The sequence below is a fragment of the Nonomuraea sp. KM88 genome (assembly GCF_052245635.1).
GTDB lineage: Bacteria > Actinomycetota > Actinomycetes > Streptosporangiales > Streptosporangiaceae > Nonomuraea.
Genome location: NZ_JBQQCC010000001.1, coordinates 141543 through 167237, shown reverse-complemented (window position 1 = coordinate 167237; position 25695 = coordinate 141543). Strand labels below are relative to the sequence as shown.

At 70.8% G+C, this 25695-nt stretch carries 25 protein-coding genes and 1 pseudogene; 9 read left to right on the top strand and 17 right to left on the bottom strand.

The genetic code is table 11. From position 1 onward, the window contains the following. Positions 1 to 207: 207 nt before the first annotated feature. On the top strand, positions 208 to 993 hold the full coding sequence (locus ACTWPV_RS00830) for an aminoglycoside N(3)-acetyltransferase (RefSeq protein ID WP_443150185.1): 786 nt from the start codon (positions 208 to 210) through the stop codon (positions 991 to 993). On the opposite strand, the gene ACTWPV_RS00825 is transcribed toward ACTWPV_RS00830, so the two are convergent. The 6 genes from ACTWPV_RS00825 to ACTWPV_RS00800 form a co-directional block, all read right to left on the bottom strand. Beyond that, positions 990 to 1472 carry a GNAT family N-acetyltransferase gene (locus tag ACTWPV_RS00825; protein WP_347641546.1) on the bottom strand — a complete coding sequence of 161 codons (483 nt, stop codon included), beginning with the start codon at positions 1470 to 1472 and terminating at the stop codon, positions 990 to 992. The two genes, ACTWPV_RS00830 and ACTWPV_RS00825, sit on opposite strands and share 4 nt — an antisense overlap. Positions 1473 to 1835: 363 nt before the next feature. Continuing rightward, complete coding sequence (dapB, locus tag ACTWPV_RS00820; protein WP_347641545.1) at positions 1836 to 2573, bottom strand: 4-hydroxy-tetrahydrodipicolinate reductase; 738 nt, start codon at positions 2571 to 2573, stop codon at positions 1836 to 1838. 119 nt (positions 2574 to 2692) lie between these two features. Further along, complete coding sequence (locus tag ACTWPV_RS00815) at positions 2693 to 4003, bottom strand: M16 family metallopeptidase (protein WP_347641544.1); 1311 nt, start codon at positions 4001 to 4003, stop codon at positions 2693 to 2695. 55 nt (positions 4004 to 4058) lie between these two features. Further along, positions 4059 to 6392 (bottom strand): polyribonucleotide nucleotidyltransferase, encoded by a 2334-nt coding sequence (locus tag ACTWPV_RS00810; RefSeq protein WP_443150184.1) that lies wholly within the window; start codon positions 6390 to 6392, stop codon positions 4059 to 4061. A 285-nt stretch (positions 6393 to 6677) separates the two neighbouring features. Further along, positions 6678 to 6947, bottom strand: a complete 270-nt coding sequence (rpsO, locus tag ACTWPV_RS00805; protein ID WP_111180641.1) for a 30S ribosomal protein S15 — start codon at positions 6945 to 6947, stop codon at positions 6678 to 6680. Between the two features lie 193 nt (positions 6948 to 7140). Then, complete coding sequence (locus ACTWPV_RS00800; protein WP_347643103.1) at positions 7141 to 8067, bottom strand: bifunctional riboflavin kinase/FAD synthetase; 927 nt, start codon at positions 8065 to 8067, stop codon at positions 7141 to 7143. A 128-nt stretch (positions 8068 to 8195) separates the two neighbouring features. Between ACTWPV_RS00800 and ACTWPV_RS00795 the strand changes: the two genes are divergently transcribed. Next, a complete protein-coding gene (locus tag ACTWPV_RS00795) occupies positions 8196 to 9215 on the top strand; it encodes a TRM11 family SAM-dependent methyltransferase (RefSeq protein WP_347641542.1) in 1020 nt (339 codons plus the stop codon). 76 nt (positions 9216 to 9291) lie between these two features. On the opposite strand, the gene truB is transcribed toward ACTWPV_RS00795, so the two are convergent. From truB to rimP, 8 genes are all read right to left on the bottom strand, one after another. After that, the gene (truB, locus tag ACTWPV_RS00790; protein ID WP_347641541.1) at positions 9292 to 10164 is read right to left on the bottom strand and encodes a tRNA pseudouridine(55) synthase TruB; all 873 of its coding nucleotides are present in this window, start codon (positions 10162 to 10164) and stop codon (positions 9292 to 9294) included. After that, positions 10164 to 11201 carry a DHH family phosphoesterase gene (locus ACTWPV_RS00785; RefSeq protein ID WP_443150183.1) on the bottom strand — a complete coding sequence of 346 codons (1038 nt, stop codon included), beginning with the start codon at positions 11199 to 11201 and terminating at the stop codon, positions 10164 to 10166. Before ACTWPV_RS00785 ends, truB begins: the two co-directional genes overlap by 1 nt. Beyond that, positions 11198 to 11659, bottom strand: a complete 462-nt coding sequence (gene rbfA, locus ACTWPV_RS00780; protein ID WP_347641539.1) for a 30S ribosome-binding factor RbfA — start codon at positions 11657 to 11659, stop codon at positions 11198 to 11200. The genes ACTWPV_RS00785 and rbfA overlap by 4 nt, the downstream gene beginning before the upstream one ends. Positions 11660 to 11699: 40 nt before the next feature. Continuing rightward, the gene (locus tag ACTWPV_RS00775) at positions 11700 to 11996 is read right to left on the bottom strand and encodes a DUF503 domain-containing protein (RefSeq protein ID WP_347620320.1); all 297 of its coding nucleotides are present in this window, start codon (positions 11994 to 11996) and stop codon (positions 11700 to 11702) included. A 120-nt stretch (positions 11997 to 12116) separates the two neighbouring features. Beyond that, positions 12117 to 15173, bottom strand: a complete 3057-nt coding sequence (gene infB / locus ACTWPV_RS00770) for a translation initiation factor IF-2 (protein ID WP_347641538.1) — start codon at positions 15171 to 15173, stop codon at positions 12117 to 12119. 89 nt (positions 15174 to 15262) lie between these two features. Further along, a complete protein-coding gene (locus ACTWPV_RS00765) occupies positions 15263 to 15598 on the bottom strand; it encodes a YlxR family protein (RefSeq protein ID WP_347641537.1) in 336 nt (111 codons plus the stop codon). Continuing rightward, complete coding sequence (gene nusA, locus ACTWPV_RS00760; protein WP_347643102.1) at positions 15582 to 16574, bottom strand: transcription termination factor NusA; 993 nt, start codon at positions 16572 to 16574, stop codon at positions 15582 to 15584. Before nusA ends, ACTWPV_RS00765 begins: the two co-directional genes overlap by 17 nt. Positions 16575 to 16598: 24 nt before the next feature. Next, on the bottom strand, positions 16599 to 17084 hold the full coding sequence (rimP, locus tag ACTWPV_RS00755) for a ribosome maturation factor RimP (protein ID WP_347641536.1): 486 nt from the start codon (positions 17082 to 17084) through the stop codon (positions 16599 to 16601). 311 nt (positions 17085 to 17395) lie between these two features. Here rimP and ACTWPV_RS00750 point away from each other — a divergent pair, with 311 nt between their 5' ends. Further along, on the top strand, positions 17396 to 17911 hold the full coding sequence (locus ACTWPV_RS00750) for a hypothetical protein (RefSeq protein WP_443150182.1): 516 nt from the start codon (positions 17396 to 17398) through the stop codon (positions 17909 to 17911). Next, positions 17908 to 18378, top strand: a complete 471-nt coding sequence (locus ACTWPV_RS00745) for a ferritin-like domain-containing protein (RefSeq protein ID WP_347641534.1) — start codon at positions 17908 to 17910, stop codon at positions 18376 to 18378. The genes ACTWPV_RS00750 and ACTWPV_RS00745 overlap by 4 nt, the downstream gene beginning before the upstream one ends. Here the strand turns inward: ACTWPV_RS00745 and ACTWPV_RS00740 are convergent. After that, positions 18355 to 19422 carry a DUF5937 family protein gene (locus ACTWPV_RS00740; protein ID WP_443150181.1) on the bottom strand — a complete coding sequence of 356 codons (1068 nt, stop codon included), beginning with the start codon at positions 19420 to 19422 and terminating at the stop codon, positions 18355 to 18357. The two genes, ACTWPV_RS00745 and ACTWPV_RS00740, sit on opposite strands and share 24 nt — an antisense overlap. Before the next feature lie 68 nt (positions 19423 to 19490). Here ACTWPV_RS00740 and ACTWPV_RS00735 point away from each other — a divergent pair, with 68 nt between their 5' ends. From ACTWPV_RS00735 to ACTWPV_RS00715, 5 genes and pseudogenes are all read left to right on the top strand, one after another. Then, a complete protein-coding gene (locus ACTWPV_RS00735; RefSeq protein ID WP_443150180.1) occupies positions 19491 to 20336 on the top strand; it encodes a hypothetical protein in 846 nt (281 codons plus the stop codon). Further along, on the top strand, positions 20333 to 21322 hold the full coding sequence (locus tag ACTWPV_RS00730; protein ID WP_443150179.1) for a Bug family tripartite tricarboxylate transporter substrate binding protein: 990 nt from the start codon (positions 20333 to 20335) through the stop codon (positions 21320 to 21322). Before ACTWPV_RS00735 ends, ACTWPV_RS00730 begins: the two co-directional genes overlap by 4 nt. Continuing rightward, the gene (locus ACTWPV_RS00725; RefSeq protein WP_347641530.1) at positions 21319 to 21765 is read left to right on the top strand and encodes a tripartite tricarboxylate transporter TctB family protein; all 447 of its coding nucleotides are present in this window, start codon (positions 21319 to 21321) and stop codon (positions 21763 to 21765) included. The genes ACTWPV_RS00730 and ACTWPV_RS00725 overlap by 4 nt, the downstream gene beginning before the upstream one ends. A 1-nt stretch (position 21766) precedes the next feature. Then, on the top strand, positions 21767 to 22228 hold the full coding sequence (locus tag ACTWPV_RS00720) for a tripartite tricarboxylate transporter permease (RefSeq protein WP_443150178.1): 462 nt from the start codon (positions 21767 to 21769) through the stop codon (positions 22226 to 22228). A 258-nt stretch (positions 22229 to 22486) separates the two neighbouring features. Beyond that, positions 22487 to 23071 (top strand): annotated as a pseudogene (locus ACTWPV_RS00715) (tripartite tricarboxylate transporter permease); the annotation flags it as partial. A 72-nt stretch (positions 23072 to 23143) separates the two neighbouring features. On the opposite strand, the gene ACTWPV_RS00710 reads toward ACTWPV_RS00715, so the two are convergent. Further along, a complete protein-coding gene (locus ACTWPV_RS00710) occupies positions 23144 to 24889 on the bottom strand; it encodes a proline--tRNA ligase (RefSeq protein WP_443150177.1) in 1746 nt (581 codons plus the stop codon). 82 nt (positions 24890 to 24971) lie between these two features. Further along, a complete protein-coding gene (locus ACTWPV_RS00705; protein ID WP_443150176.1) occupies positions 24972 to 25640 on the bottom strand; it encodes a hypothetical protein in 669 nt (222 codons plus the stop codon). Between the last annotated feature and the right edge of the window lie 55 nt (positions 25641 to 25695).

Sequence of the window (25695 nt, the reverse complement as noted above, 5' to 3'; positions counted from 1 at the left end):
CGGGAAGATTTTGGAGAAGATTGGCACCTGCAAACCGCAGGAGTATAGCCGACATGATCTTCACTGCCGACACAACGATCTCCATTTCAGCCAGTCCGAAATACGGGCCCTTTCAGATGACTTGTCCCATTTGTCGCATGAAGTATCACGGATCATCACTGTTGGATAATGTGACCCATGGTGGAGTCACGTGGTGATCAGCGCCTTATGGTGACCAATGACCGGTTGATCGCCGACCTCGCGGCGCTCGGAGTGGAGTACGGGCAGGTCCTGCTCGTGCACTCGTCTCTGCGGTCCATCGGCCATGTCGAGGGCGGGGCGGGCGCGGTCGTCTCCGCGCTGCGCGGCGCGCTCGGGCCGGGCGGGACCCTGGTGGTGCCCACCGGCACGTCCGCCAACTCCGACACCTCTGCCCACCATCGCGCCACGATCGCCGGGATGTCACCCGACGAGGTCGCCGCGTACCGCGCGCGCATGCCGCCCTACGACCCGGCGACGACCCCCACCGACGCCATGGGCCGCATCCCCGAGCACGTCCGGACGCTGCGGGAGGCACTGCGCAGCGCCCACCCCCAGACCTCCTTCGCCGCCGTCGGCCCGCAGGCCGGCGAGATCATCGACGGGCACGCCCGCGACTGCCTCCTGGGCGAGCGCTCCCCGCTGGCCAGGCTGTACGACACCGGCGCGACGGTGCTGCTGCTCGGCGTCGGCTACGACAGATGCACGGCCTTCCACCTGGCCGAATACCGCTACACCCGGCGCCCGCCGCGCCGCACCTACCGGGCCGTGGTGGACGACGGCGATGGCCGGACGTGGTACGCGTTCGAGGACGTGGCGCTGGACGACAGCGACTTCGCCGTCGTCGGCGCCGCCTTCGAGCGGACGGGCGTCGTACGCATCGGCCGGGTCGGGCAGGCGCCTGCCCGGCTCTTCTCCCTGCCCGACGCCGTCGGCTACGCCGCCCGCTGGTTCGCCGCCCATCGCCTGCCTTAGAGTGGCCGGCGGCGCATCACCACCCGGGGGGCGATCTCGAGGCCGAGCTCCCGTTCGTGCGCCACCAGCGCGCGCAACTCGGGCCCCCACTCCGGCTCGGGCAGCGCCGTGAACCCGTGCCGGGTGTACCACGGCGCGTTCCACGGCACGTCGCGGTAGGTCGTCAGCGTCACCTCCGGCGCGCCGGAGGCCCGCGCGTGGTCGATCACCGCGGCCATCAGCCGCCCGCCGATGCCCCTGCGCATGCTGCGCGGGTGGACGGCCAGCTGGTCGAGATGCACGTTGCCGTCGACCCGGCCCAGCAGGGCGAACCCCTCGGGCGGCTCGCCCTCCACCAGGACCCTCCCGGGGTCGTCGACCTCTTCGATCACGGTCGTGCCGGGTGGGAAGACGATCCCCACCTCGGCGAAGATCCCGTCGGCCGCCAGCTCGACGTCGGCCAGCCCCGCCAGCTCCCCCGCATCCGCCCATCGCACCATCAGAACCTCCTGAGGGGACCGTCGCCCTCCGGCGATGGGGAATCGGCGGCGGGAGGACCGCCACGGACCGCGTGCAGGGGCAGAACCTCGGACATCGCCGCCACCTCCGGGCAGTCTTGAGCCTGTGTCTTCGGGCATCGGTCAGGGCTTGGCCGTCGCCTCCCGCGCAAGCGGGGCACGAAGCCGCTCCCTTCAGTGCGCGGAGGAGTCACGACGACACGATCTCATGTCTCGGGCGGACTTCGCCCCGGGTATTAATCTTGGTGATCGTAGGCCCGGCTGTGCGGAGCCGGGGCCCTCTCCTCACGACGTGCCCACGACCGCCCGGTGGTGGGCACGTCGTGTGCGCGGCCAAGAGCGGGGTCAGAGGTCGAGCAGCGGCTCGAGTCCCACGGTGAGGCCGGGCAGCTCGCGGACCCTGCGCACCCCGAGCAGCACACCAGGCGTGAACGCCGACCTGCTCATCGTGTCGTGCCGGATGGTCAGGATCTCGCCGTCGCCGCCGAGCAGCACCTCCTGGTGCGCGATCAGCCCCGACAGGCGCACGGCGTGCACGTGGACGCCCTCCACGTCGGCCCCTCGGGCGCCGTCGAGCGCGGTGGTCGTGGCGTCGGGCATCCGGGCCGACCCCGCCTCGGCGCGCGCCTCAGCGACCATCTCAGCCGTACGCCGGGCGGTGCCGGACGGCGCGTCGGCCTTGTTGGGATGGTGCAGTTCGACGATCTCGACGGACTCGAAATAGCGGGCCGCCCGCTGGGCGAAGTGCATCATGAGCACGGCAGCGATGCCGAAGTTGGGGGCGATCAGGCAGTTGGTGCCCGGCGATGCCGCCAGCCATCCGCGTACGGTCTCCAGCCGCCCCTCGTCGAACCCGGTCGTGCCCACCACCGGGTGGACGCCGTGGCCGATGGCCCACTCGAGGTTGCCCATGACCACGTCGGGATGGGTGAAGTCGACGACCACCTCGGCGCCCGCGAGCCCTTCGACGGCGTCGTCCTTGTCGAGCGCGGCCACCAGCTCCATGTCGGTGGCGGCCTCGACCGCTGTGCACACCTCAACGCCCACGCGACCGCGGGCGCCGAGCACTCCTACCTTGATCACACCGACAACCCTACCGTCCTGCCCAGGCGCGTTCCCGGCGTCCCGGCCCGCGCCGCCCGACCGGGTCACGCGCGCAGGCCCCGGCCGGAGGACCGGGGCCTGCGCGGAGCGACGGCAGGTCAGCTGATGGCGTCGGTGAAATCCTTGTCGCCGTACGGGCCGATCACGGCGAGCGTGAGCGGCCGGTTGAGCACGTCGGCGGCCACCTCGGCGATCTCGTCGGGCGTGACGCCCTCGATGCGCGCCAGCACCTCGTCCACGGACATCAGCTCGTCGTAGACCAGCTCGTTCTTGCCGATGCGCGACATGCGCGAGCCGGTGTCCTCAAGCCCGAGCACGAGACCGCCGCGCATCTGGCCCTTGCCGCGCATGATCTCGTCGGCGGTCAAGCCCTCGGCCACCACCCTGGACACCTCGTCGCGGCAGATCTTGAGCACGTCGTCGATCTTCGAGGGCAGGCAGCCCACGTAGATGCCGAACTGGCCGGTGTCGGCGTAGGCCGAGGTGTAGCTGTAGGCGGAGTAGGCCAGGCCGCGCTTCTCCCTGATCTCCTGGAAGAGCCGGGACGACATGCCGCCGCCCAGGGCGGCGTTGAGCACGCCGAGCGCGAACCTGCGGTCGTCGGTGCGGGCCATGCCGGTCGTGCCGAGCACCAGGTTGGCCTGCTCGGTCGGCCGGTCGAGCACCGTGACGCCCGAGCGGGTCTCGGCCCCGGGTCCGCTGGTGCGCGGCGGGGCGAACTCGGCCGGGCCGTCGAGCATGCCCGCCCGCTCGTAGGCCCTGGTGACCAGCTCGACGACCTCTTCGTGGCGTACGTTGCCCGCGACGGACACGACCGTGCGGCGGGGCCGGTAGTAGAGGCGGTAGTACTCGGCGATCCGGTCGCGTCCCAGGGTGTTGATCGACTCGACCGTGCCCAGGATGGGCCGCCCGATCGCCGAATCACCGTAGAGTGCGGCGGCGAACTGCTCGTGCACCACGTCGGACGGGTCGTCGTCGTGCATGGCGATCTCTTCGAGGATCACCCCGCGCTCCGACTCGACGTCCTGCTCGGCCACCAGCGAACTGGTCACCACGTCGGCGAGCACGTCGACCGCGATCGGCAGATCCTCGTCGAGGACGCGCGCGTAGTAGCAGGTGTACTCCTTGGCGGTGAAGGCGTTGATCTCACCGCCGATGCCCTCGATGGAGGCGGAGATCTCCATGGCGTCACGCGTGGGAGTGCCCTTGAACAGCAGGTGTTCGAGGAAATGGGTGGCGCCCATGTGTTCGAGTGCCTCGTCACGCGAGCCGATGCCGACCCACATGCCGACCGCGACGCTGCGCACGGTCGGCATGGTCTCGGTCACCACGCGCAGCCCACCCGGCAGGACGGTGCGCCTCACCACCCCGGCACCGTCTGTGCCGGGGTGCAACGTGGTCGTGCTCACGGAGACTCCTTCGTGAGCACGACGCCGTTGACGATGGTTGCCTGGCTGAGCTCGCTCACGAGTTGCGGTCGTCCCCCTCGGTACGGCTGCTGCGCACGCGGGTGCGGGTGCGGCGGGGCCGCTCGGACCGCTCGTCGGCGGCCGGCGCGGGCTGCTCAGGAGCGGCGTCGCCGCCCTCGGCGGACCCGGAGTCGGCCTTCGCCTCCTTCTCGGCGGCCTCCCGCTCGATGACCTCGACCGGCACCAGGGAGAGCTTGCCCCGGCCGTCGATCTCGGCGATCTCCACCTGGATCTTCTCGCCGACGCTCATCACGTCTTCGACGTTCTCGATGCGCTTGCCGCCGTGCAGCTTGCGGATCTGGGAGACGTGCAGCAGGCCGTCCTTGCCGGGCATCAGCGAGATGAACGCGCCGAAGGCCGCGATCTTGACGACCGTGCCCAGGTAACGCTCGCCCACCTCCGGCATGTGCGGGTTGGCGATGGCGTTGATCGCCGAACGGGCCGCCTCGGCGGACGGGCCGTCGGTGGCGCCGATGTAGATGGTGCCGTCGTCCTCGATGGTGATCTCGGCGCCCGTGTCGTCCTGGATCTGGTTGATCATCTTGCCCTTCGGGCCGATGACCTCGCCGATCTTGTCGACCGGGACCTTGATGGTGATGATGCGCGGCGCGGTCGGGTTCATCTCCGCCGGGGAGTCGATCGCCTCCTGCATCACGTCGAGGATCGCCAGGCGGGCGCCCTTGGCCTGCTTGAGCGCGCCGGCCAGCACCGAGGCGGGGATGCCGTCGAGCTTGGTGTCGAGCTGGAGCGCGGTGATGACGTCCTTGGTGCCGGCGACCTTGAAGTCCATGTCGCCCATGGCGTCTTCCGCGCCGAGGATGTCGGTCAGCGTGACGTAGGCGTCACCCTCGCCGATCAGGCCCATCGCGATGCCCGCGACCATCTCCTTGAGCGGCACGCCGGCGTCGAGCAGCGCCATCGTGGAGGCGCAGACCGAGCCCATCGAGGTGGAGCCGTTGGAGCCGAGCGCCTCGGAGACCTGGCGGATGGCGTACGGGAACTCCTCGCGCGTGGGCAGCACGGGGATCAGCGCCCGCTCGGCGAGCGCGCCGTGGCCGATCTCGCGGCGCTTGGGCGAGCCCACGCGGCCGGTCTCGCCGGTGGAGTAGGGGGGGAAGTTGTAGTTGTGCATGTAGCGCTTGGTCCGCTCGGGGTTGAGCGTGTCGATGACCTGCTCCATGCGCAGCATGTTGAGCGTGGTGATGCCCAGGATCTGCGTCTCGCCGCGCTCGAACAGCGCCGAGCCGTGCACCCGGGGCACCACGTGCACCTCGGCCGACAGGGCGCGGATGTCCTTGGTGCCGCGGCCGTCGATGCGGACGCCCTCCTTGATGACCCGCTCGCGCATGAGCTTCTTCATCACCGAGCGGAACGCGGCGGAGATCTCCTTCTCGCGCCCCTCGAACTCGGGCAGGAGCTTCTCGGCGGCCAGCGCCTTGACCTTGTCGAGCTCGTTCTCGCGCTCCTGCTTGCCGGCGATGGTCAGCGCGGCGGCCAGCTCGGTCTTCACCGCGGCCTCGACCGCGTCGTAGACGTCGTCCTGGTAGTCGAGGAAGACCGGGTATTCGGCGGTCTCCTTGGCCGCGACCCGCGCGATGCGCAACTGCGCCTCGCAGAGCACCTTGATGAACGGCTTGGCGGCGTCGAGGCCCTGGGCGACGGTCTCCTCGGTCGGCGCCACGGCACCCTCGGCGACCAGCTTGAGCGTGTCCTTCGTGGACTCGGCCTCGACCATCATGATCGCGACATCGCCGTCGGCGAGCACGCGGCCCGCCACGACCATGTCGAACGTGGCCCGCTCCAGCTCGTGGTGGGTCGGGAACGCCACCCACTGGCCGTCGATCAGCGCGACGCGCACGCCGCCGATCGGGCCGGAGAACGGCAGGCCGGCGAGCTGGGTGGACAGCGACGCGGCGTTGATCGCCACCACGTCGTAGAGGTGGTCGGGGTTGAGCGCCATCACGGTGGCGACGACCTGGATCTCGTTGCGCAGCCCTTTGACGAAGGACGGGCGCAGCGGCCGGTCGATCAGGCGGCAGGTGAGGATGGCGTCCTCGGAAGGACGGCCCTCACGGCGGAAGAACGAGCCGGGGATGCGGCCCGCGGCGTACATGCGCTCTTCGACGTCGACCGTGAGCGGGAAGAAGTCGAAGTTCTCCTTGGGCGACTTGGACGCGGTGGTGGCCGAGAGCACCATCGTGTCGTTGTCGAGGTAGGCGACGGCGGAACCCGCCGCCTGGCGTGCGATGCGACCGGTCTCGAACCGGATCGTGCGCGTGCCGAACGAACCGTTGTCTATGACGGCTTCAGCTGTGTGGACACCCTCCACGGGGGACCTCCTTGTGGTCGGTCTCCCGCGCCCTTTTCTCACCGGCACCCTCGTTAGGTGCAGCGCCGGTCTTCGATCGAAGCGCCCGGTCTTTCCTACCGGAAGCCACTACCGAGGACCGGCCCGCAGGCGTCGCGGGTCGCATGGTGCTGAGCGGACGCGGGGGCTGTGTGTCTCGGATCTTCAGTTGTACGCCGGGCGCGGGAGGCGTGTGACGCCAGGCGCCCGGACATATGGCTGCGGCCATATGCGAAGGGAGCGGCGCGGACGCCGCTCCCTTTCATGCTATCGGCGCAGGCCGAGCCGCTCGATGAGCGAACGGTAGCGCTGGATGTCGACCTTCTGCAGGTATTTCAGCAGGCGGCGGCGGCGGCCGACGAGCAGCAGCAGGCCACGACGGCTGTGGTGGTCGTGCTTGTGCGTCTTCAGGTGCTCGGTGAGCTCGCTGATGCGCTTGCTCAGCAGGGCGATCTGAACCTCGGGCGACCCGGTGTCGCCCTCGACCGTCGCATATTCACTGATGATGGACTTCTTGGCAGCGGTGTCGAGGGACACGGCTCTCCTTTGAGCTACGGGCACGCACGATTGATGTGAGTGTGCGAACGACCGTGCGTGCCTACAGTCGCCGCGTGAAGGCCTTCATGGGCAGCGCGCAGCACCGCCGCTACAGAGCCGACATGCAAGGTTACCACCTTGTGCAGGGTCGTCGGGACACGCGGCGCGGGACATGCGGAGGCCGGGTCAGAGGTCAGCCGGTGATCCTCCGGGTGGCCTCGACGTCGGCGTGGATCTGGGCGATCAGCGTCTCGATCGACTCGAAGCGGGTGTTGCCACGCAACCGCGCCGCGAACTCGACCGCGACGTGCGCGCCGTACAGCTCCAGGTCGTCGCGGTCGAGCGCGTACGCCTCGACGGTGCGCGGCACGCCCTCGAACGTCGGATTGGTGCCGACCGAGATCGCCGCCGGCCACCGCTCGCCCTCGTAGAGGGCGGGCAGGTTGGCGACGGGCACGCACTCCAGCCAGCCGGCGTAGACCCCGTCGGCCGGGATCGCGGTGTGCGGAGGCGTCTCCACGTTGGCGGTCGGGAAACCGAGTTGCCGCCCCCGCTGGTAGCCCCGCACGACCACGCCCTCCACGCGGTGCGGCCGCCCGAGCCGCTCTCTCGCGCCCTCGACGTCGCCGGTCACGAGCAGTTCGCGGATGGCGGTCGAGGAGACGCCGTCGAGCAGGGGCACGGCCTCCACCTCGAAATCGTATTTATCGCCCATCGTCCGCAATGTCTGAACGTCTCCGCTGGCTTCGTGCCCGAACACGAAGTCCTCCCCCACGACCACGACCGCGGCCCGCAGCCGCTCGGCCGCCACGCTCTGGACGAAGTCGTCGGGGCTGGTCCGCTGCAGCTCGAGGGTGAACTCCACCACGTCGACCTCGTCGATCCCCAGCCCGGCCAGCAGCTCACCCCTGCGCCGCAGGCTGGTGAGCCGGGGCGGGTGCGACCCCGGTCGCACGACCTCCTCGGGATGCGGCTCGAAGGTGACGGCGACGCTCCGCAGCCCTCGCTCGCGGGCGATGGCCACCGCGCGCTCGATCACCCGCCGGTGCCCGCGGTGCACCCCGTCGAACACGCCGATGGTGACGACAAGCCTTCCCGAACCCTGCACGCCAGGCCCCATTCGCTCGTCACGGATCAACCGCACCCAAGCCTGCCATGCGCGTCGCGGTCCTCCGCAACCCAGGGGGTTGGTAACCGCGCCGATCCGTCCCGGCGTCCTTCCTCCGCCAGCGGATAGGATCGGGCCTCGTGCCTCGTTACGCGCTCCTGATCCTGCCTGCCTTCAACCGGGTCTACGCCGAGAGCTCTGTCCGGCTGACCCGCAACGAGCTGGCCGTCTTCGGCGCGCGCGGCCTCGGCGGCCAGGTGTCGGCCGGCGACGAGACCGTCATCGGCGGTGTCCCCTACGTGACGTTCGAGACGGCGGAGCCGCTGGCGGAGCCGCACCTCTCGCTGCTGTCGAACCTCTCCTCCTGCTACGCCCTGTTCGGCGTGGAGGGAGAGTTGCTCAGGCCGCTGACCGCGCGCCCGCTCGATCGGCTCAGCAGCGACCTGATCACCATCCAGAAATACGCCGGCAAGACCAACGAACACTTCACCAAGCTGCTGCTCAACGTCACCGCACTGGCCACCAGCAAAGGGCTGGGCGAGCGGCTGGCGGTGTTCGACCCGATGTGCGGCCGCGGCACGACCCTCAACCAGGCCCTCATGTACGGCTGCGACGCCTACGGCCTCGACGTCGACGGCAAGGACTTCGAGGCCTACGCCGGTTTCATCAAGACCTGGCTGCGCAACAAGCGGCTCAAGCACACCGCGGAGACCGTGCCGGTGCGCCGCGAGCGGGCGCTGGCCGGGCGGCGGCTCAACATCACGTTCGGCCTGTCGAAAGAGGCGTTCAAGGCCGGCGACGTACAGCGCCTGACCGTGGTCAACGCCGACACCCTCAAGAGCCGCGAGTTCTTCAAGCCGCGCTCGTTCGACGTCGTGGCGACCGACGCCCCCTACGGCGTCCAGCACGGCAGCAAGGGCGGCGGCGGGTTGTCGCGCAGCCCCATGGAGCTGCTGAGCAGGGCCGTGCCCGGCTGGGCCGAGCTGCTGCGCCCCGGCGGCGCGATGGGCATCGCCTGGAACACCTACGGTGGCAAGCGCGCCGAGCTGGCCAAGGTCCTCGCCGGCGCCGGCCTGGACGTGATGGACTATCCCGACTTCGAGCACTGGGTCGACCAGGCGATCGTGCGTGACATCATCGTCGCCCGCAAACCCGGCTGACCCCGCTCGCCCCGTGAAGACGGCGAGCCGGCTGACCGGGCTCACCCCGCGAAGACGGCGATTCGGCTGACCGCGCTCATCCCGCGAAGACGGCGATCGGCTTGGCGAGCGCGCCCCGCTCCTCCACGAGCGCGAGCAGCGCGCCGTCCGGCCCGAACACGCCGATAGGGCCCGCGCCGAGCCCCGCGGCGGGCAGCCGGCCGCCGTGCCCGATCACGCGTGCCTCCTCCGCGGTGACGTCCCTGCGCGGGAAGGCTGCCGCGACCGCCGCGCCGATCGGCAGGATCTCGCACTCCTCGGCGAGCTGCTCGACCGTCCTGGCCAGCGACAGGTCGTAGGGGCCCACCCGGGTGCGCCGCAACCGCGTCAGGTGGCCTCCGACGCCGAGCTCCGCCCCGAGGTCGCGGGCCAGCGCGCGGATGTAGGTGCCGCTGGAGCAGGTGACGACCGCGTCGACGTCCACGACCTCCTCGCCTGCTCTGATGTCCAGCACCTCGAACGCGCTCACCGTCACCGGCCTGGCCTGCAGCTCGACCGCCTCGCCCGCGCGCGCCTTCTTGTAGGCCCGCTGCCCGTCCACCTTGATCGCACTGACCTGCGGCGGGATCTGCATGATCGCGCCCGTCAGCGCCGCGACGCCCTTGTGGATCTCGGCCGCGGTGACGCCGGAGGCCGGGACCGCGGCGGTGACCTCGCCCTCGGCGTCGTCGGTGTTGGTGCTCACGCCGAGCCTGATCGTGGCTTCGTAGACCTTCTCCGTCAGCGCCAGATGGCCGAGCAGCCTGGTCGCCTTCTCCACGCCGACCACCAGCACGCCCGTCGCCATCGGGTCGAGCGTGCCCGCGTGCCCCACGCGGCGGGTGCCCGCGACGCGCCGCATCTTTGCCACCACGTCGTGGGAGGTCCAGCCGCCCGCCTTGTCGACGATGATCAGACCGCTCTGGGCCATCAGGCCTTCCTCAGCTCTCGCCGGAACTTCACCATCGTGTCCTCAACGCTGTCCTGGGAGGTATAGCCGGCCGCGTTGTGGTGACCGCCGCCGCCCAGCGCCGCGCACACGGCGGCCACGTCGACATTGCCCTTGGAGCGGGTGGACACCTGCCAGTAGCCCTGGTCGTCCTCCTTGAGCACCACCGAGACCTCGGCCTCGTCGGTGCGCCGCAGGATGTCGATGACGCCTTCGAGCTCGGAGTAGGGCAGCCCGTACGCGGCCCGGTCGACCTGCGACACGTACGTCCATACGAGCCCGTCCTCCAGCGTCACCCGCTCCAGCGCCCCCGCCAGCACCTTGAGATAGCCGAAGGGGGAACGGTCCCACAGCTCACGGGCGATCTCGTCGGTGCGCAGCCCGGTGGCGACCAGCCTGGCCGCCATGTGGTGCACGGCGGGCGTGGTCGTGGAGTAGCGGAACGATCCGGTGTCGGTCACGAGACCCGCGTACAGGCAGGTGGCGATGTCACGGTCGAGCTGCCCGCCGAGCCGGTAGATCAGCTCCTCGGCCAGCATGGCCGTGGCCGCGGCCGCGGAGTCGATGAGGCTGAGCGTGCCGAACTCGCCCTCGTTGGAGGGGTGGTGGTCGACCACGATGACCTCACGGGCCCTGGCGGTGCTGGCGCCCAGGAGCCCCAGCCGCTGGAACGTCGACGAGTCGAACGTGATCATCATATCGGGGGATTCGGGGAACTCCTCCGGCGGCACCAGCATCTCCTGCCCCGGCAGGAACCGCAGCAGCCGCGGCACCACGAAATGGTGGTCGCCGAACGACGTCACCACCCGCTTGCCCATCGAACGCAGCGTGAACGCCACGGCCAGCATCGAGCCGAGCGCGTCGCCGTCGGGGGTCACGTGGCAGGCCATCGCCACCTCGTCGGCGTCCCGGATCAGGTGCAGCGCCCGGCTCCACGCGGCCTCGGGGACCGCGCACTCGTCCGGCGGCCGCCCGTTGACCCGGGGCGGCTCCGCCCTGTCGCGTACGTCGGGCGTCACGCCAGGTCGTCCCTGCCAGCAGCACCCCCGTCTTGGCCCTCTTCAGGCTTGCGGTAGGGGTCGGCCTCGCCCGCGTAGGTGGCGCTCTGGGCCTGCCGCGCCACCTCGGCGTCGCGCGCCCTGGCGGCGTTGATGAGATCGTCGAGCTGGCGCGCGCTGTCGGGCAGCGGGTCGTGCTTGAACGTCAGCGTGGGGGTGAAGCGGACGCCGGTCTGGCGTCCCACCTCGGAGCGGATGATGCCCTTGGCGCTCTCGAGGGCCGCGGCGCTGTCGGCCCGCTCGGCCTCCGAGCCGAACACCGTGTAGAACACCGTCGCCTCACGCAGGTCAGCGGTGATGCGCGTGTCGGTCACGGTGACGAAGCCCAGGCGCGGATCCTTGATCCGGCGCTCCAGCATCTCGGCGACGATCTGCTGGATGCGGTCGGCGAGCTTGCGCGCTCGTGCGGCATCCACCATGGTTCGCTCCCCCTCACGCACGACCTGGCCGTGCAGTCGTTCAATCTTCGTCGGTGTAGAGCCGGTGCCGGGCCGACAGCAGCTCGATCTCAGGGCGGAAGGCCACCAACCGCTCGCAGGCGTCCAGCACCTCGTTGCAGTTTCCCGCTGAGGCGGAGACCACCGCGATGCCGATTTCCGCCCTGCGGTGCAGGTCGAGATGGCCGGTCTCAGCCACCGCCACGCCGGGATAACGGCGCTGGACCTCGGCGATCAACGGGCGTACGGCGGAACGCTTCTGCTTCAGCGAGCGCACGTCGCCGAGCAGGATGTCCAGGGTCAAGGCACCCACATACATCGTTGGCAACCACCGCTTGTCCTGGTGGGGTGAACGCACGACCGGCCTGCTGCGGTGGGGACCAGGCCAGGGCGTGCGAGAAGCGCCCGGCGGATGTCCCGCCGGGCGCCCGGCCGTGCGTCACGCGCGCGGCTTCTCCCGCATCTCGAACGTCTCGATCACGTCGTCGACCCGCAGATCGTTGTAGCCGATCCCGATGCCGCACTCGAAGCCCTCACGGACCTCGGTCGCGTCATCCTTGAAGCGACGCAGGGACGAGACGGTCAGGTTGTCGGCGATGACGACGCCATCGCGGATCACCCTGGCCTTGCTGTTGCGGACGATCACGCCGGAGCGGACCAGCGAACCGGCGATGTTGCCGATCTTCGGCACCTTGAAGATCTCGCGGACCTCGGCGGTGCCCAGCTGGGCCTCTTCGAACTCGGGCTTGAGCATGCCCTTGAGCGCCGCTTCGATCTCCTCGATCGCCTGGTAGATGACCGAGTAGTAGCGGATGTCGACGCCCTCGCGCTCGGCCAGGTCGCGCGCCCGGGGCTCGGGGCGGACGTTGAAGCCGATGATGACCGCGTTGTCGTCGGCGACGGCCAGGTTGACGTCGTACTCGGTGATCGCGCCGACCGCGCGGTGCAGGACACGGAGCCTGACCTCGTCGCCGACGTCGATCTTGAGCAGGGCGTCTTCCAGGGCCTCCACCGAACCGGACACGTCGCCCTTGATGATGAGCTTGAGCTCGTCGACGCTGCCCTTCTCGAGGTCCTTGAAGATGTCCTCGAGGCTGCGGCGACGGCTCGACTTCGCCATGTCGGCGCTGCGCTTGCGCGCCGCGCGCTGCTGGGCGATCTGCCGCGCCATCCGGTCGTCGGTGACGACGATGAAGTTGTCACCGGCGCTCGGCACCGCCGTCAGACCCATCACCAGGACCGGACGGGACGGCGTGGCCTCCTCGACCGGCTCACCGGTGTCGTCGAGCAGGGCGCGGACGCGGCCGAAGGCCTCGCCGCACACGATCGAGTCGCCCACCCGCAGCGTGCCGCGCTGGACCAGGACGGTCGCGACGGGGCCACGGCCACGGTCGAGGTGCGCCTCGATCGCGATGCCCTGAGCGTCCATCGACGGGTTGGCCCGCAGGTCGAGCTCGGCGTCCGCGGTCAGCAGGATGGCCTCGAGGAGCTGCTCGATGCCCGTGCCGTTCTTCGCCGAAATGTCGACGAAGAGCGTCGAGCCTCCGTATTCCTCCGCCACCAGGCCGTATTCGGTGAGCTGGGCGCGCACCTTGTTGGGGTCGGCGCCCTCCTTGTCGACCTTGTTGACCGCGACCACGACCGGCACCTCGGCCGCTTGGGCGTGGTTGAGCGCCTCGATCGTCTGCGGCTTCACGCCGTCGTCGGCCGCGACCACCAGCACCGCGATGTCGGTGGACTTGGCGCCTCGGGCACGCATGGCGGTGAACGCCTCGTGACCCGGGGTGTCGATGAAGGTGATCTTGCGGTCTTCACCCTCGTGCTCGGCGGAGACCTGGTAAGCGCCGATGTGCTGGGTGATGCCACCCGCCTCGCGCGCCACCACGTTGGTCTTGCGGATGGCGTCGAGCAGCTTCGTCTTACCGTGGTCGACGTGACCCATGACGGTCACGACCGGCGGGCGCGCGGCCAGGTCGGCCTCATCGCCCTCGTCCTCGCCGAACTCGATGTCGAAGGCCTCGAGAAGCTCGCGGTCCTCCTCCTCCGGGCTGACGACCTGGATGTTGTAGTCGAGCTCGGCGCCGAGCAGTTGCAGCGTCTCCTCGTTGACCGACTGCGTCGCCGTCACCATCTCGCCGAGGTGCAGCATGATCTGCACGAGCGCGGCGGGGTTGGCGCCGATGCGGTCGGCGAAGTCGGACAGCGACGCGCCCCGCGGCAGGCGGATCGTCGCGCCGTTGCCGCGAGCGACCTGCACGCCGCCGATCGCGGGCGCCGACATGTTGTCGAACTCCTGGCGCCTCTGCCGCTTGGACTTGCGGCCACGCGCAGGACGGCCGCCGGGACGCCCGAAGGCTCCCGCGGTGCCGCCGCCACGACCGCGACCGCCGCCACCAGGCCGGCCGCCGAAGCCGCCGGGACCGCCGGTGCCGGTGCGCGGACCGGCACCGCCGCCACCGGGACGGCCGGCGTAGCCGCCGCCACCGCCGCCGGGACGACCGCCGCCGCCACCGCCGGGACGGCCACCGCCGCCCGGACGGCCGCCACCGCCGCCGCCACCGCCGGGACGGCCACCGCCGCCACCACCGGGGCCGGCAGGACGGCCCTGCGGCATCATCATCGGGTTGGGGCGCGGACCCCCAGGACGGGGACCGCCCGCACCGGGACCGGGACGCGGTCCGCCCGCGGGCGGACCGGGACGCGGGCCAGCGGCGCCGGGCCTGCCCTCGCCACCGCCACGGCCCTGCGGCGGACGCGGGATCGCGCCGTCGCGCGGCGGGCCGTCACGGCGCTCGCGCTGGCCGGGGCCGCCGCCGTCGCGGTTGCCTCCCGGACGCGGCGGACGGGACTGGCCCATGCCGCTGGCGTTGGAAGAGAACGGGTTGTTGCCGGGACGCGGACCACGCGGACCGGGCTTGGGACCCGGACCGGGACGCGGGCCGCCGCCGGACTGACCGCCTGGACGCGGCGCCTGCGGGGAGCCGCCACCTCCGGGCCCGGGACGGGGCGCGGGACCGGGCTTGGGACCCGGGCGGGCCGCCGGACCCGGCCGCGGGCCGGGACGGGCGGGCGCGCCGCTCTCGAAACGTGCCTGCGGTGCGCTGGACTCGCCGCGCGCCGCCTCGGGCTGCTGCGGCTGGTGCGGCATGGGCACCGGCGGACGCGGCTGTGCGCCGCCCGCGGGGCCCGGACGCGGACCGGGCTTGGGACCCGGACGCGGTGAGGGGGACGGCGCCTGCGCGCCGTTACCGGCCTGGCCTTCGGCCGGCCGGGGGGCAGCCCTCGGGGGCTGCGGTTTGCTGGACGGCTGACCGCCGCCTCTGGAGGGCCCACCCTTGGATGCGCCCAGAGCTTCGGTGAGCCTGCGGACCACCGGCGCTTCGATGGTCGAGGACGCCGAACGGACGAACTCTCCCATCTCTTGGAGCTTGGCCATGACGACCTTGCTCTCTACGCCGAACTCCTTAGCGAGCTCGTATACCCGGACCTTCGCCACTGCACTCCCTTACTCGGCCCGGGAGGCTGGCTGTGCCGTCCGGACCGTCGCTACCTTGACGTCTTCATCGCCGCGTGCTCATCAGGCGCTCATAGCAATCTGACTCCGCCCATCAACTCGGCGTCCTCCATGACATTTCGTGGTTCTCCTTCCAGGTGCGCCCGCACGCGCGAGACGTCAAGCGGTCCCGGCACGCGGAACGCGCGCGGAAACGCTCGGCGACGCTCGGCAAGCTCCAGACAGCTCACGGACGGATGCAGCGATGCACCACGCCCGGGGAGCCGTCCTCGCAGGTCGGGAACCACGTGGTCCTCGACCCGCACCAGGCGGAGCAGCTCGGACTTAGCCGTGCGAACCCTGCAGCCCACACAGGTGCGCTGTGGGGCGGCCAGGCCACCATATTCCAGCTTACCGTGTCGACGCATCTACGGAACCGGCGGCATCCTCGGCTTGGGTGTCGGGACGGATGTCGATCCGCCATCCTGTCAGTCGCGCGGCAAGCCGGGCATTCTGCCCCTCTTTGCCGATGGCCAGCGAGAGCTGGTAGTCGGGAACGGTCACACGCGCCACACGCCCGTCGAGATCGAGAACTTCAACGTGGGAAACGCGTGCGGGAGACAGGGCATTCCCCACGAATTCGCCCGGATCCTCCGACCAGTCAATGATGTCGATCTTCTCGCCGTGAAGCTCGGTCATCACGTTACGGACCCGTGACCCCATCGGGCCGATGCACGCGCCCTTGGCGTTGACGCCGGGCTTGCGGGACCTGACCGCGATCTTCGTACGGTGGCCTGCCTCGCGCGCCACCGCGGCGATCTCCACGGTGCCGTCGGCGATCTCCGGCACCTCGAGCGCGAACAGCTTCTTCACCAGCCCGGGATGCGTGCGCGACAGGGTGACCGACGGGCCCTTGTGGCCCTTCTTCACCTGCACCACGTAGGCGCGGATGCGCTCGCCGTGCACGTATTCCTCGCCGGGGACCTGCTCGGCGTGGGGCAGCACGGCCTCGATCTTGCCGAGGTCGACCAGCACCACGCGCGGATCCTTGCCCTGCTGGATGACGCCGGAGACCAGCTCGCCCTCGCGGCTGGCGAACTCGCCGAAGTTGATCTCGTCTTCGGCGTCGCGCAGCTGCTGCAGGATGACCTGCTTGGCGGTGGTGGCGGCGATCCTGCTGAAATTGCTGGGCGTGTCGTCATATTCCCTGACGATCTCGCCTTCATCGTCGATCTCGCCGGCCCAGATCGTGACGTGACCGCTCTGCCTGTCGAGCTCGGCACGCGCCTTGGAGGCGGCGCCGTCGGTGCGGAAGTAGGCGATCAGCAGCGCGTCCTCGATCGCCTTGACGACCAGGTCGAAGGAGATGTCCTTCTCCCGTTCGAGGCTGCGCAGGACGCTCATGTCGATGTCCACGACGGCTCCCCCTTAGCCTTCGTCGCCGTCGACGTCGTCGATCCGGCGGAACTCCACTTGTACCCGTCCCCGGGCCAGGTCTTCGTAATCAAGCCGGCGCGCGGCGCCCGCGACGTCGAGGTCGACGCCGCCGGCGTCTGCCGCCAGGATGCGGCCCTCCACCACGGAGCCGTCTCTCATCTCGGCCTTCACCAGCCGCTTGGCGGCGCGCCGCCAGTGACGCGGCTCGGTGAGCGGGCGGTCGACGCCGGGCGAGGAGACCTCGAGCGTGTAGGCGGCCTGGCCCATAGCGTCGATGTCGTCCAGGGCCGCGGAGACCGCCTGGCTCACGTCGGCGACGTCGTCGAGGCTCACCCCGCCGTCGCGGTCGACGATCACGCGCAGCAGCCGTCTCTTGCCGGCCTGCGTGATCGTGACGTCCTCCAGATCGAGGCCCTCCGCGCTGACCACGGGCTCAAGGAGCTTCATCAGGTGGTCGCGGGATGATGCGCTGCCCATATCGACCTCCCCTATTGTCATGTCTCAGCCGGGCGGACCTCGCCCCTGGCTCTCCGCCGCCTGGCCGCTCGGCCAGCAGCGACAGTTGACACCCTATCCGTACGGAGGCACGAAAAGAGCGCCACTCGTCGTGCTCGAATGGCGGAGCGTCGCCTGACAACGATCCCGGGTGCCAGCCCGTACGATGCTACCGACGAGAAAGCCGCCAGGCGGGCTGCCGCCACGGCATCAGCGCGGCACGGCGGTTGAGCGGCGGGCCGATGAGCAGGTTTCTCGTCCGTCCGCTCCGTGAACAGTGGGAGGTCAAAGTCGTGCGCCCGCGTCAGCTCTCCCGGCGTGCCCTGCTGGCGGGCGGAGCGGCCGCTCTCACCGCGTGCAGCGCCTCCGGCCCTTCGCAACCGTCCGCGCCGCCGTCCGACTCGCCGGAGACGGTGCTGGTGAAAGGGCTGATCGCGGAGAAGGAGGGCACGATCGCGCTCTATTCGTCGCTGATCGCCGACGGCGCGCGGAAGCTCGTGCCGTTCCGCGACCGGCATCAGGCGCACGTCGACACGCTGCGCAAGCACGTGCCTCCAGGCTCCGCGGCCCCGAGCGGGTCACCGGCCCAGTCGCCGGGCCAGTCACCGGCCCAGTCACCGGGCGGGTCGCCGTCCGCACGTGCCAGGCCGGAGAAACCCACGCTGTCCCGGCTGCGCTCGCTGGAGCGGAAGGCGGCGGCGCGGCGCGCCCGCCAGCTCGCCGGCCTGTCACCGGGGATGGCCCAGCTGATCGCCAGCATCGGCGCCTGCGAGGCGGCCCACGCCGCCGCCCTGCCGAGGTCGTTGTGAACGCGGGCGACATCGAGAAGCTGCGCAGGGCGCTGACGGCCGAGCACGCCGCGCTGTTCGCGTACGGGCTGCTCGGCGCGCGCACGTCGGGGTCGTTGCGCGACAGGATGACCGCCGCCTTCAAGGCCCACCGGGCGAGCCGCGACCAGTTGCGCGGCTACATCATCTCCCGGGGCGGCAAGCCCGCCGAGCCCGACGCCTCCTACGCGCTGCCGTTCGTCCCGTCCGACGCCGCGCAGGCCGCCAAGCTGGCGGTGCACCTGGAGAGCGGCGTCACGGCCGCCTACCTCGAACTGGCCGCGGCGCAGGACGACGCGCTGCGCCGCTACGCCGCGCTGGCCATGCAGGAGGCCGTGACCCGCTCCTACGCCTTCCGCCCCGCCCAGCCCTCGGCGTTCCCCGGCATGCCGGCGCCGCCGCCGGCGACGCCGTCGCCCTCGTCCTCACCGGTACAGGACGGAGAGTAGGTCGGGTCCGAGTCGCTCGACGGCGGCCGCGTCGAGCTGGTAGTAGACGACCGAGCCGCGCCGGTGGGTGTGGACGAGCTCGGCCTCCCTGAGCCTGCGCAGGTGCCTGGAGACCTGCGGCGCGGTCATGCCGAGCTGGGTGGCCAGCTCGGCGGTGGCGACCGGGTTGCGCAGGATCGCGTAGCAGAGCCGCAGCCTCGTCGGGTCCTGCAGGGCGGCGAGCCGGCGCCTGGCCGTCTCCAGGGTCGGAGCGGGAGAGGTGCCGGCGCTGTACTGGATGACCACGGGATGGCCGGGAAAGTGCTTGATCACGAGGTGCGGCCGCCCGTGGACGGTCGGCACGATCAGGCAGGGACGCCCGGCGTCCACCCGGGCGGTGGCGCTGTAGAGCTTGCCGAACACGATCCGCAACGACCCGGACGCGGTCCTGGTCGCGGTGGCGGTCGGGAGGTCGGCCAGGGCCAGCGGCCCGTGCGTGCGCAGATCACGCGTGCGCAGCGCGCCGTCGTGGTCGATCGCCTGGCGCAGCGACGGCCATTCGGCGTCGAACACCGCGGCGGCGAAGCGGGTGAGGAAGGCGAGCAGTTCTTCACGGAACCCTTCGGGGTCGGCGCGCAGCCTGGCGCCGATCTCCACGCGGCTGGTGGAGATCAGCCGCATCCGGTTCAGTTCCTCGTCGCCGAGCAGCGGCACCAGCTCGGTGTCGTTCTTGCCGATCAGGGCCTGCACGGTCATCGCGGTGAAGTCGCCGATGGGCAGGTCGGCCACCTCCCGCAGCTCGCCGTCCAGGGTGCGCTTGGGCGTGGCGGACAGCGGCAGCAGGTAGCGGGCGCGGAAGGCCCCCCACAGCGGCGCCCAGGCGGCCGCCGCCGCAAGCAGCCCGTCGGGCAGGTCGCGGTGCGCCCTGGCGACCCAGGCGGCGCTGGCGGGATGGTGCCCTGGCTCGTCGAACGCGTGCAGGCAGGCGCACAGCTCGGCCAGTGGCGAGCGCCGCACCACGATGGATTCGGTGGCGGATGAGTCGAGGAACAGCGTGACGGCCACCCTGCACATTACCGCGTACGCGTCAATCTCCTTGCGGGTGACCCGGCGTTTACCCAGGCTGTCGCCTCATGACTGAGGCATTGCATGTGGTCAAGCATCCGACCGCCTTCTACTCGGCGGGCGCCACGACCGTGTTCGCGTCGAAGTTCGACCAGCGGTTCTCGTACTGCCTGTACGTGCCGTCCGCGCACGACCCGGACGGCGCTCCCCTGCCGATGGTGGTCCTGCAGCACGGGACCGGCCGGCGCGGCCCGCAGTATCGCGACAACTTCGCCGGGTGGGCCGAGGAGCACGGCTGCCTGGTGCTCGCCCCGCTCTTCCCCGCCGGCATCGAGGACCCGCACGACCTGCATGCCTTCAAGTTCATCCGGTACGGGGACATCCGCTTCGACCGCGTCCTGCTGGCCATGGTGGACGAGGTCGCCGAGCGCTTCAACGTGGCGGCGGAACGGTTCCTGCTGCATGGATTCTCCGGTGGCGGCCAGTTCGTGCACCGGTTCGGCTACCTGCATCCCGACCGGCTGTCCGGATTGTCCATTGGTGCGCCGGGGCGGATAACGTACATCGACCACACCAGCCCCTGGTGGATCGGGCTGAAGGGGTTCGAGGAGGAGTTCGGCTGCCCGCCCAGGGTGGACGAACTGCGCGACGTGCCGGTGCAGATGGTCGTGGGCAGCGCAGACGTGGAGACCTGGGAGATCAACAACCAGGGCGACAGCAACTGGATGGACGGCGCCGACGCCCACGGCGTCACCCGCGTCGACCGGCTCACGGCCCTGCGCGACAACTTCGAGGCCCACGGCATCAGCGTGCGGTTCGACGTCGTGCCTCGCGTCGGCCACCAGCCGATGCGCGTGCTCGAACCGGTCAAGGACTTCTTCGCCTCGATCCTCACCCCCCGGGAGTCATCATGAAGATCAAGCTGCTGGCCGCCGTCGCGGCGGCCGTGACCCTCAGCGGCTGCGCCGTGGGCGGCGAGAGCGCCGACGCCGGGGCCGCCTATCCGAGCAAGGCCCTGTCGATCATGGCGCCGGGCAGTCCTGGCGGCGGCTGGGACACGCGGGCACGCGGCATCGCCGGCGCGCTCGGCGAGTGCGAGGTGGCCGACGTGGACGCCACGGTGACGAACGTGCCCGGCGCGGGCGGCACCATCGGGCTGGCGCAGTTCGCCAAGCACAAGGGCGACCCGTACCAGCTCATGGTCATGGACAGCGTGACCATGCTGGGCGGCATCGTGAGCAACAAGTCACCGGTGGACCTGTCCGAGCTCACCCCCGTGGCCGGGCTGAGCCGGGGCCCGAGCGCCATCGTGGTGCCGGCGAAGTCGCCGTACAAGGATCTGGAGGCGCTGCTCGACGCGATGGAGGCCAGGCCCCGCAGCGTCAAGTGGACCGGCGGCTCGCTCGGCGGGCCCGGCCAGATGACGGTGGCGGGGCTGGCCAAGCAGCGTGGCGTCGCCGCCAAGGAGATCAACTTCGTGCCCACCGCGGGTGGCGGCGAGTCCATGAACCTGCTGCTCAGCGGGGCGGCGACGGCCGGCATCGACACGGTTGCGGAGCTGAGCGCGCAGATCGAGGCGGGCGAGCTGCGGGCGCTGTCCGTCGATGCCGAGCAGCGGGTCCCCGGCCTCGACGCGCCCACGATGAAGGAGCTCGGCCTAGGCGACGAGGCGGTCTCCACGCTGGCCGGCGTGCTCGCGCCCGCCGGGCTGACCGAGGAGCAGCAGCAGGAGGTGATCGGCCTGCTCGACGAGGTGCGCAAGACCTCGTGCTGGAAGAAGGTGCTGGAGCGCAACAACTGGACCGAGGACTGGAAGCCGGGCGACGAGTTCGGCAAGGTGCTGGCCGAGCAGCGCACGCAGGTCACCTCCATCCTGGGCGAGCTGGGGCTCGGCACGTGACGCAGCGGATCGTCTCCGCCGGCTTCCTGCTCGCGGCCGTGGTCGTGCTGGTCCAGGCCTTCGCGATCCCGCAGGGCGAGGGTTACCAGGCCGTGGGGCCGCGGGCGTTCCCGCTGCTGGTCGGCGGCGGGCTGGCGGTGGTGTCCTTGATCGGGGTCGTCCAGGCGTTCAGGGCCGGCCCGCAGGACGCCGAGGAGGAGACGCACTGGCCGTCGGTGCTCCTGCTGGTGGCGGCGCTGGCGGGCTACGCCCTGGCCCTGGTCCCCGCCGGCTACTGGCAGGCCACGACCGTGTTCTTCGCGGTCGTGGCCAGGGTCCTGGGCAGCAGGAGGCCGCTGCGCGACGTGCTCGTGGGGCTGGTGCTGGCGCTGGCCACGTACTTCCTGTTCGACCGGCTGCTCGGCATCACGCTGCCGCCCGGCCTGGTCAGATTGGCGATCTGAGATGGACGTGCTCGGCAACCTGCTCGACGGGTTCGCTCACGCGCTGAGCCTGCAGAACCTGCTGCTCGCCGTCCTCGGCGTCACCGTCGGCACGCTGGTGGGCGTGCTGCCGGGGCTCGGGCCCGCCACGACCATCGCGCTGCTGCTGCCGCTGACGTTCGTGTTCGACCCGGTCGGGGCGTTCGTGATGTTCGCCGGCATCTACTACGGCGGCATGTACGGCGGCTCGACCACCGCCATCCTCCTCAACATCCCCGGCGAGACGGCCTCCATCCCCACGACGCTGGAGGGCTATCCCATGGCCAGGCGCGGCCGGGTGGGGGCGGCGCTGGCGACGGCGGCCGTCGGGTCGTTCGTGGCCGGCACGATCTCCACGGTCGTCATCACCTTCCTGGCTCCCGGCATGTCGAACATCGCCAAGCTCATCCAGCCGGCCGAGTACCTCTCCATTAGAGCCTCCTGAGGGGACCGTCGCCTTCAGGCGATGGGGGAATCGGGAGCGGGTGGGCCACCAAGGCCCGGGCGTTCAGTGGCAGAACCTCGGACACCGTCGCCTCCTGCGGATAGGATGGTGCTTGTGCTTTCGGGCATCGGTCAGGGCTTGGCCGTCGTCTCTCGCGTAAGCGGGGCGAGAAGCCGCTTCCTTCAGGGAGCGGAGGAGTCACCATGGTGCTCGCCTTCGTGACGGTCACCTCGCTGATGGGGACTCGACGGCCCCGAGGCCGCCAACAACGCGGCGTTCTCCGGGGTGCTGGTGCCGCTGCTCACGCTGGGCATCCCGACCTCGGCCACGGCGAGCGTGCTGTTGATCGCGTTCCAGATCTACGACGTGCAGCCGGGGCTGCGGCTCTTCGACCAGCAGCCGGTGCTGGTGTGGACGCTGATCGCGAGCCTCTATCTCGGCAACGTGATGCTGCTCGTGCTGAACCTGCCGCTGATCCGGGTGTGGGTGAAGCTGCTCAGCGTGCCCGCCGCGCTGCTGACGGCGGCCATCCTCACCTTCGCCACGCTGGGGGTCTACTCGATCTCGCAGAGCGTGTTCGAGGTGCTGGTGGCGTACGGGTTCGGGTTGCTGGGGTGGGTGCTGCACCGGGCGCGGTATCCGGTGGCGCCGCTCATCCTGGGGGCGGTGCTGGGGCCGTTGATGGAGGTGCAGTTCAGGAGGGCGCTGGCGTTCAGCGAGGGCGACCCTTCGGTGTTCGTCACGCGGCCGGTGTCGCTGGCGATCCTGCTCGTGGCGGCGGCGTGCCTGATCGGGCCCGCGATCGTACGGCGGCGCGCCAGGGCCTCCGTGCCGTCCGCCTGACGGCGCCATGACGTCGTGCCGCCAGCAGGTCGCGGCGCCCGCCCTCGAGCGGATGGGCGCCGCGGCGGAACCTCAGGAGGAGGCGGCGGCGACGACGCGGTCGGCGGCCTCGGCGAGCGGGATCTCCGACTTCTCGCCGGAGACGCGGTCGCGCAGCTCGACCACGCCCTGCGCCAGGCCGCGCCCGACCACCACGATCGTCGGCAGCCCCAGCAGCTCGGCGTCCTTGAACTTCACTCCCGGCGAGACCTGCGCCCGGTCGTCGACCAGCACCCGCAGGCCGCGCGACTCCAGCTCGGCGGCCAGTGCGAGCGCGGCCTCGACCTGGTTCTCCTTGCCGGTGCCGACGATGTGCACGTCGGCGGGCGCGACCTCGCGCGGCCACACCAGCCCGAGCGAGTCGTGCAGTTGCTCCGCGATGACCGCCACGGCACGCGAGACGCCGATGCCGTAAGAGCCCATCGTGACGCGGACGGGCTTGCCGTCGGGGCCGAGCGCGTCGAGCCCGGCCACGTCGGCGTATTTGCGGCCGAGCTGGAAGATGTGGCCGATCTCGATGCCGCGGTCGATGGACAGCTCGGAGCCGCAGCGGGGGCAGTCGTCGCCGGCGCGCACCTCGGCGGCCTCGATCGTGCCGTCGGGGACGAAGTCGCGCCCCGCGACCACGTCGGCGGCGTGCTTGCCGGGCTCGTTGGCGCCCGTCACCCAGGACGTGCCGACGGCGACACGCGGGTCGACGAGGTAGCGGATGCCGAGCTCGCGCAGGACCTGCGGGCCGATGTAGCCGCGTACGAGGCCCGGGTGCCTGGCGAAGTCGGCGGCCTCGAAGATGGCGGGCTCGCCGGGCGCCAGGGCGGCCTCCAGGCGCTTGAAGTCGACCTCGCGGTCGCCGGGCACGCCGATGACCAGCGTCTCGGCCTTCTCGGAGCCGGGCGTGGTCACCTTGACGACGACGTTCTTGAGGGTGTCGGCGGCGGTGACGGACAGGCCGTGGTGCTCGTTGACGTAGGAGACCAGCGTCTCGATGGTCGGGGTGTCGGGGGTGTCCATGACCCGGAGCGCGGCGGCGTCGTCGAAGGAGCGGGCGGCGGGCGCGGGCGTGACGACGGCCTCGGCGTTGGCCGCGTAGCCGCAGGCGCGGCAGGCCACGAACGTGTCCTCGCCGGTGGGCGTGGGCGCCAGGAACTCCTCCGAGGCCGAGCCGCCCATCGCGCCCGACTGCGCGAAGACGATCTTGTAGTTGATGCCGAGGCGGTCGAACGTGCGGATGTAGGTCTCGCGGTGCTGCTCGTAGGAGCGCTTGAGCCCGTCATCGTCGAGGTCGAAGGAGTAGGAGTCCTTCATGAGGAACTCGCGGCCGCGCAGGATGCCCGCCCTGGGCCGCGCCTCGTCGCGGTATTTGGTCTGGATCTGGTAGAGGATGACCGGGTAGTCCTTGTAGGAGGAGTATTCGCCCTTGACCATGTCGGTGAAGAGCTCCTCGTGCGTGGGGCCGAGCAGGTAGTCGGCGCCCTTGCGGTCCTGCAGGCGGAAGAGCGTGTCACCGTATTCGGTCCAGCGGCCGGTCGCCTCGTAGTAGTCGCGGGGCAGCAGGGCGGGGAAGAGCACCTCCTGGCCGCCCATCCGGTTCATCTCCTCGCGGACGATCCTGGTGATGTTGTCGAGCACCAACTTGCCGAGGGGGAGCCAGGAGTAGATGCCGGGCGCCACGCGGCGGACGTAGCCGGCGCGGACGAGGAGCTTGTGGCTCGGCACTTCCGCGTCTGCCGGGTCGTCCCGCAGGGTGCGAAGAAACAACGACGACATGCGCAGCAACACGGCCACTCCTTGCTCGAACCCGGCTCTGAAGGACTACAGGCTATCGACTTCCGGCGGCGCGCCGCGCTAGTTGTCCCCGCGGTCAGACCGGCAGCGGGAGCAGGCCCGCCAGCGAACCGGTCAGGCCGGCCGCGAGCAGGGTCGACAACACCGCCGACATCGCCAGCGCGCGCACCCGTCCCCACGCGTTCCTGCGCAACCCGAGCACCAGCGCCACGGACAGCAGCCCGATCACCGCCGCGGGATACGGCCAGAACGAGCCGTCGCTCTCCACGAGCCCGGGGACCGCCCTGCCGGCCACGTCCGCGATGAGGGCCGCGCCGACCGCGGCCGCCGCGACGTCGCCGCACACGTCGTCCCTGCGGGTGACGTGGGCGGCCAGGCCCAGGCAGACGAGCAGGACGAGCGTCCAGTTGGCCCCGGCGGCCTCGCCGGCGGCGCCCAGGACGTCGTCGCCGAGCAGGGCGCTCGTGCCCATGGCCGAGACCAGCGTGGACAGGCCCGCCAGGAACGTCGTCACCAGCGCCCACCCGAATCCCGAGGCGGTGGCGCCCACCGCCAGGGTGAGGGCGAAGTAGACGTACGGGTCGTAGATCTGGCCCAGCCATCCGGGGGCCTCGCCGGTCACGAGCACGCCCATGGGGCCGACGGCCAGGCCACCGAGGAAGGCCGCCAGCAGGTGGTGTTCGATGTTGCGCTGACGCCGGTCGTATTCGGCGTAGTCGCCGTAGTCGAGTGTGGTTGTGTCCATCTCCATCCCAGGTCATCCCTTTCCCGGCAGATTGCAGGGATGACCAGTGCCAGAC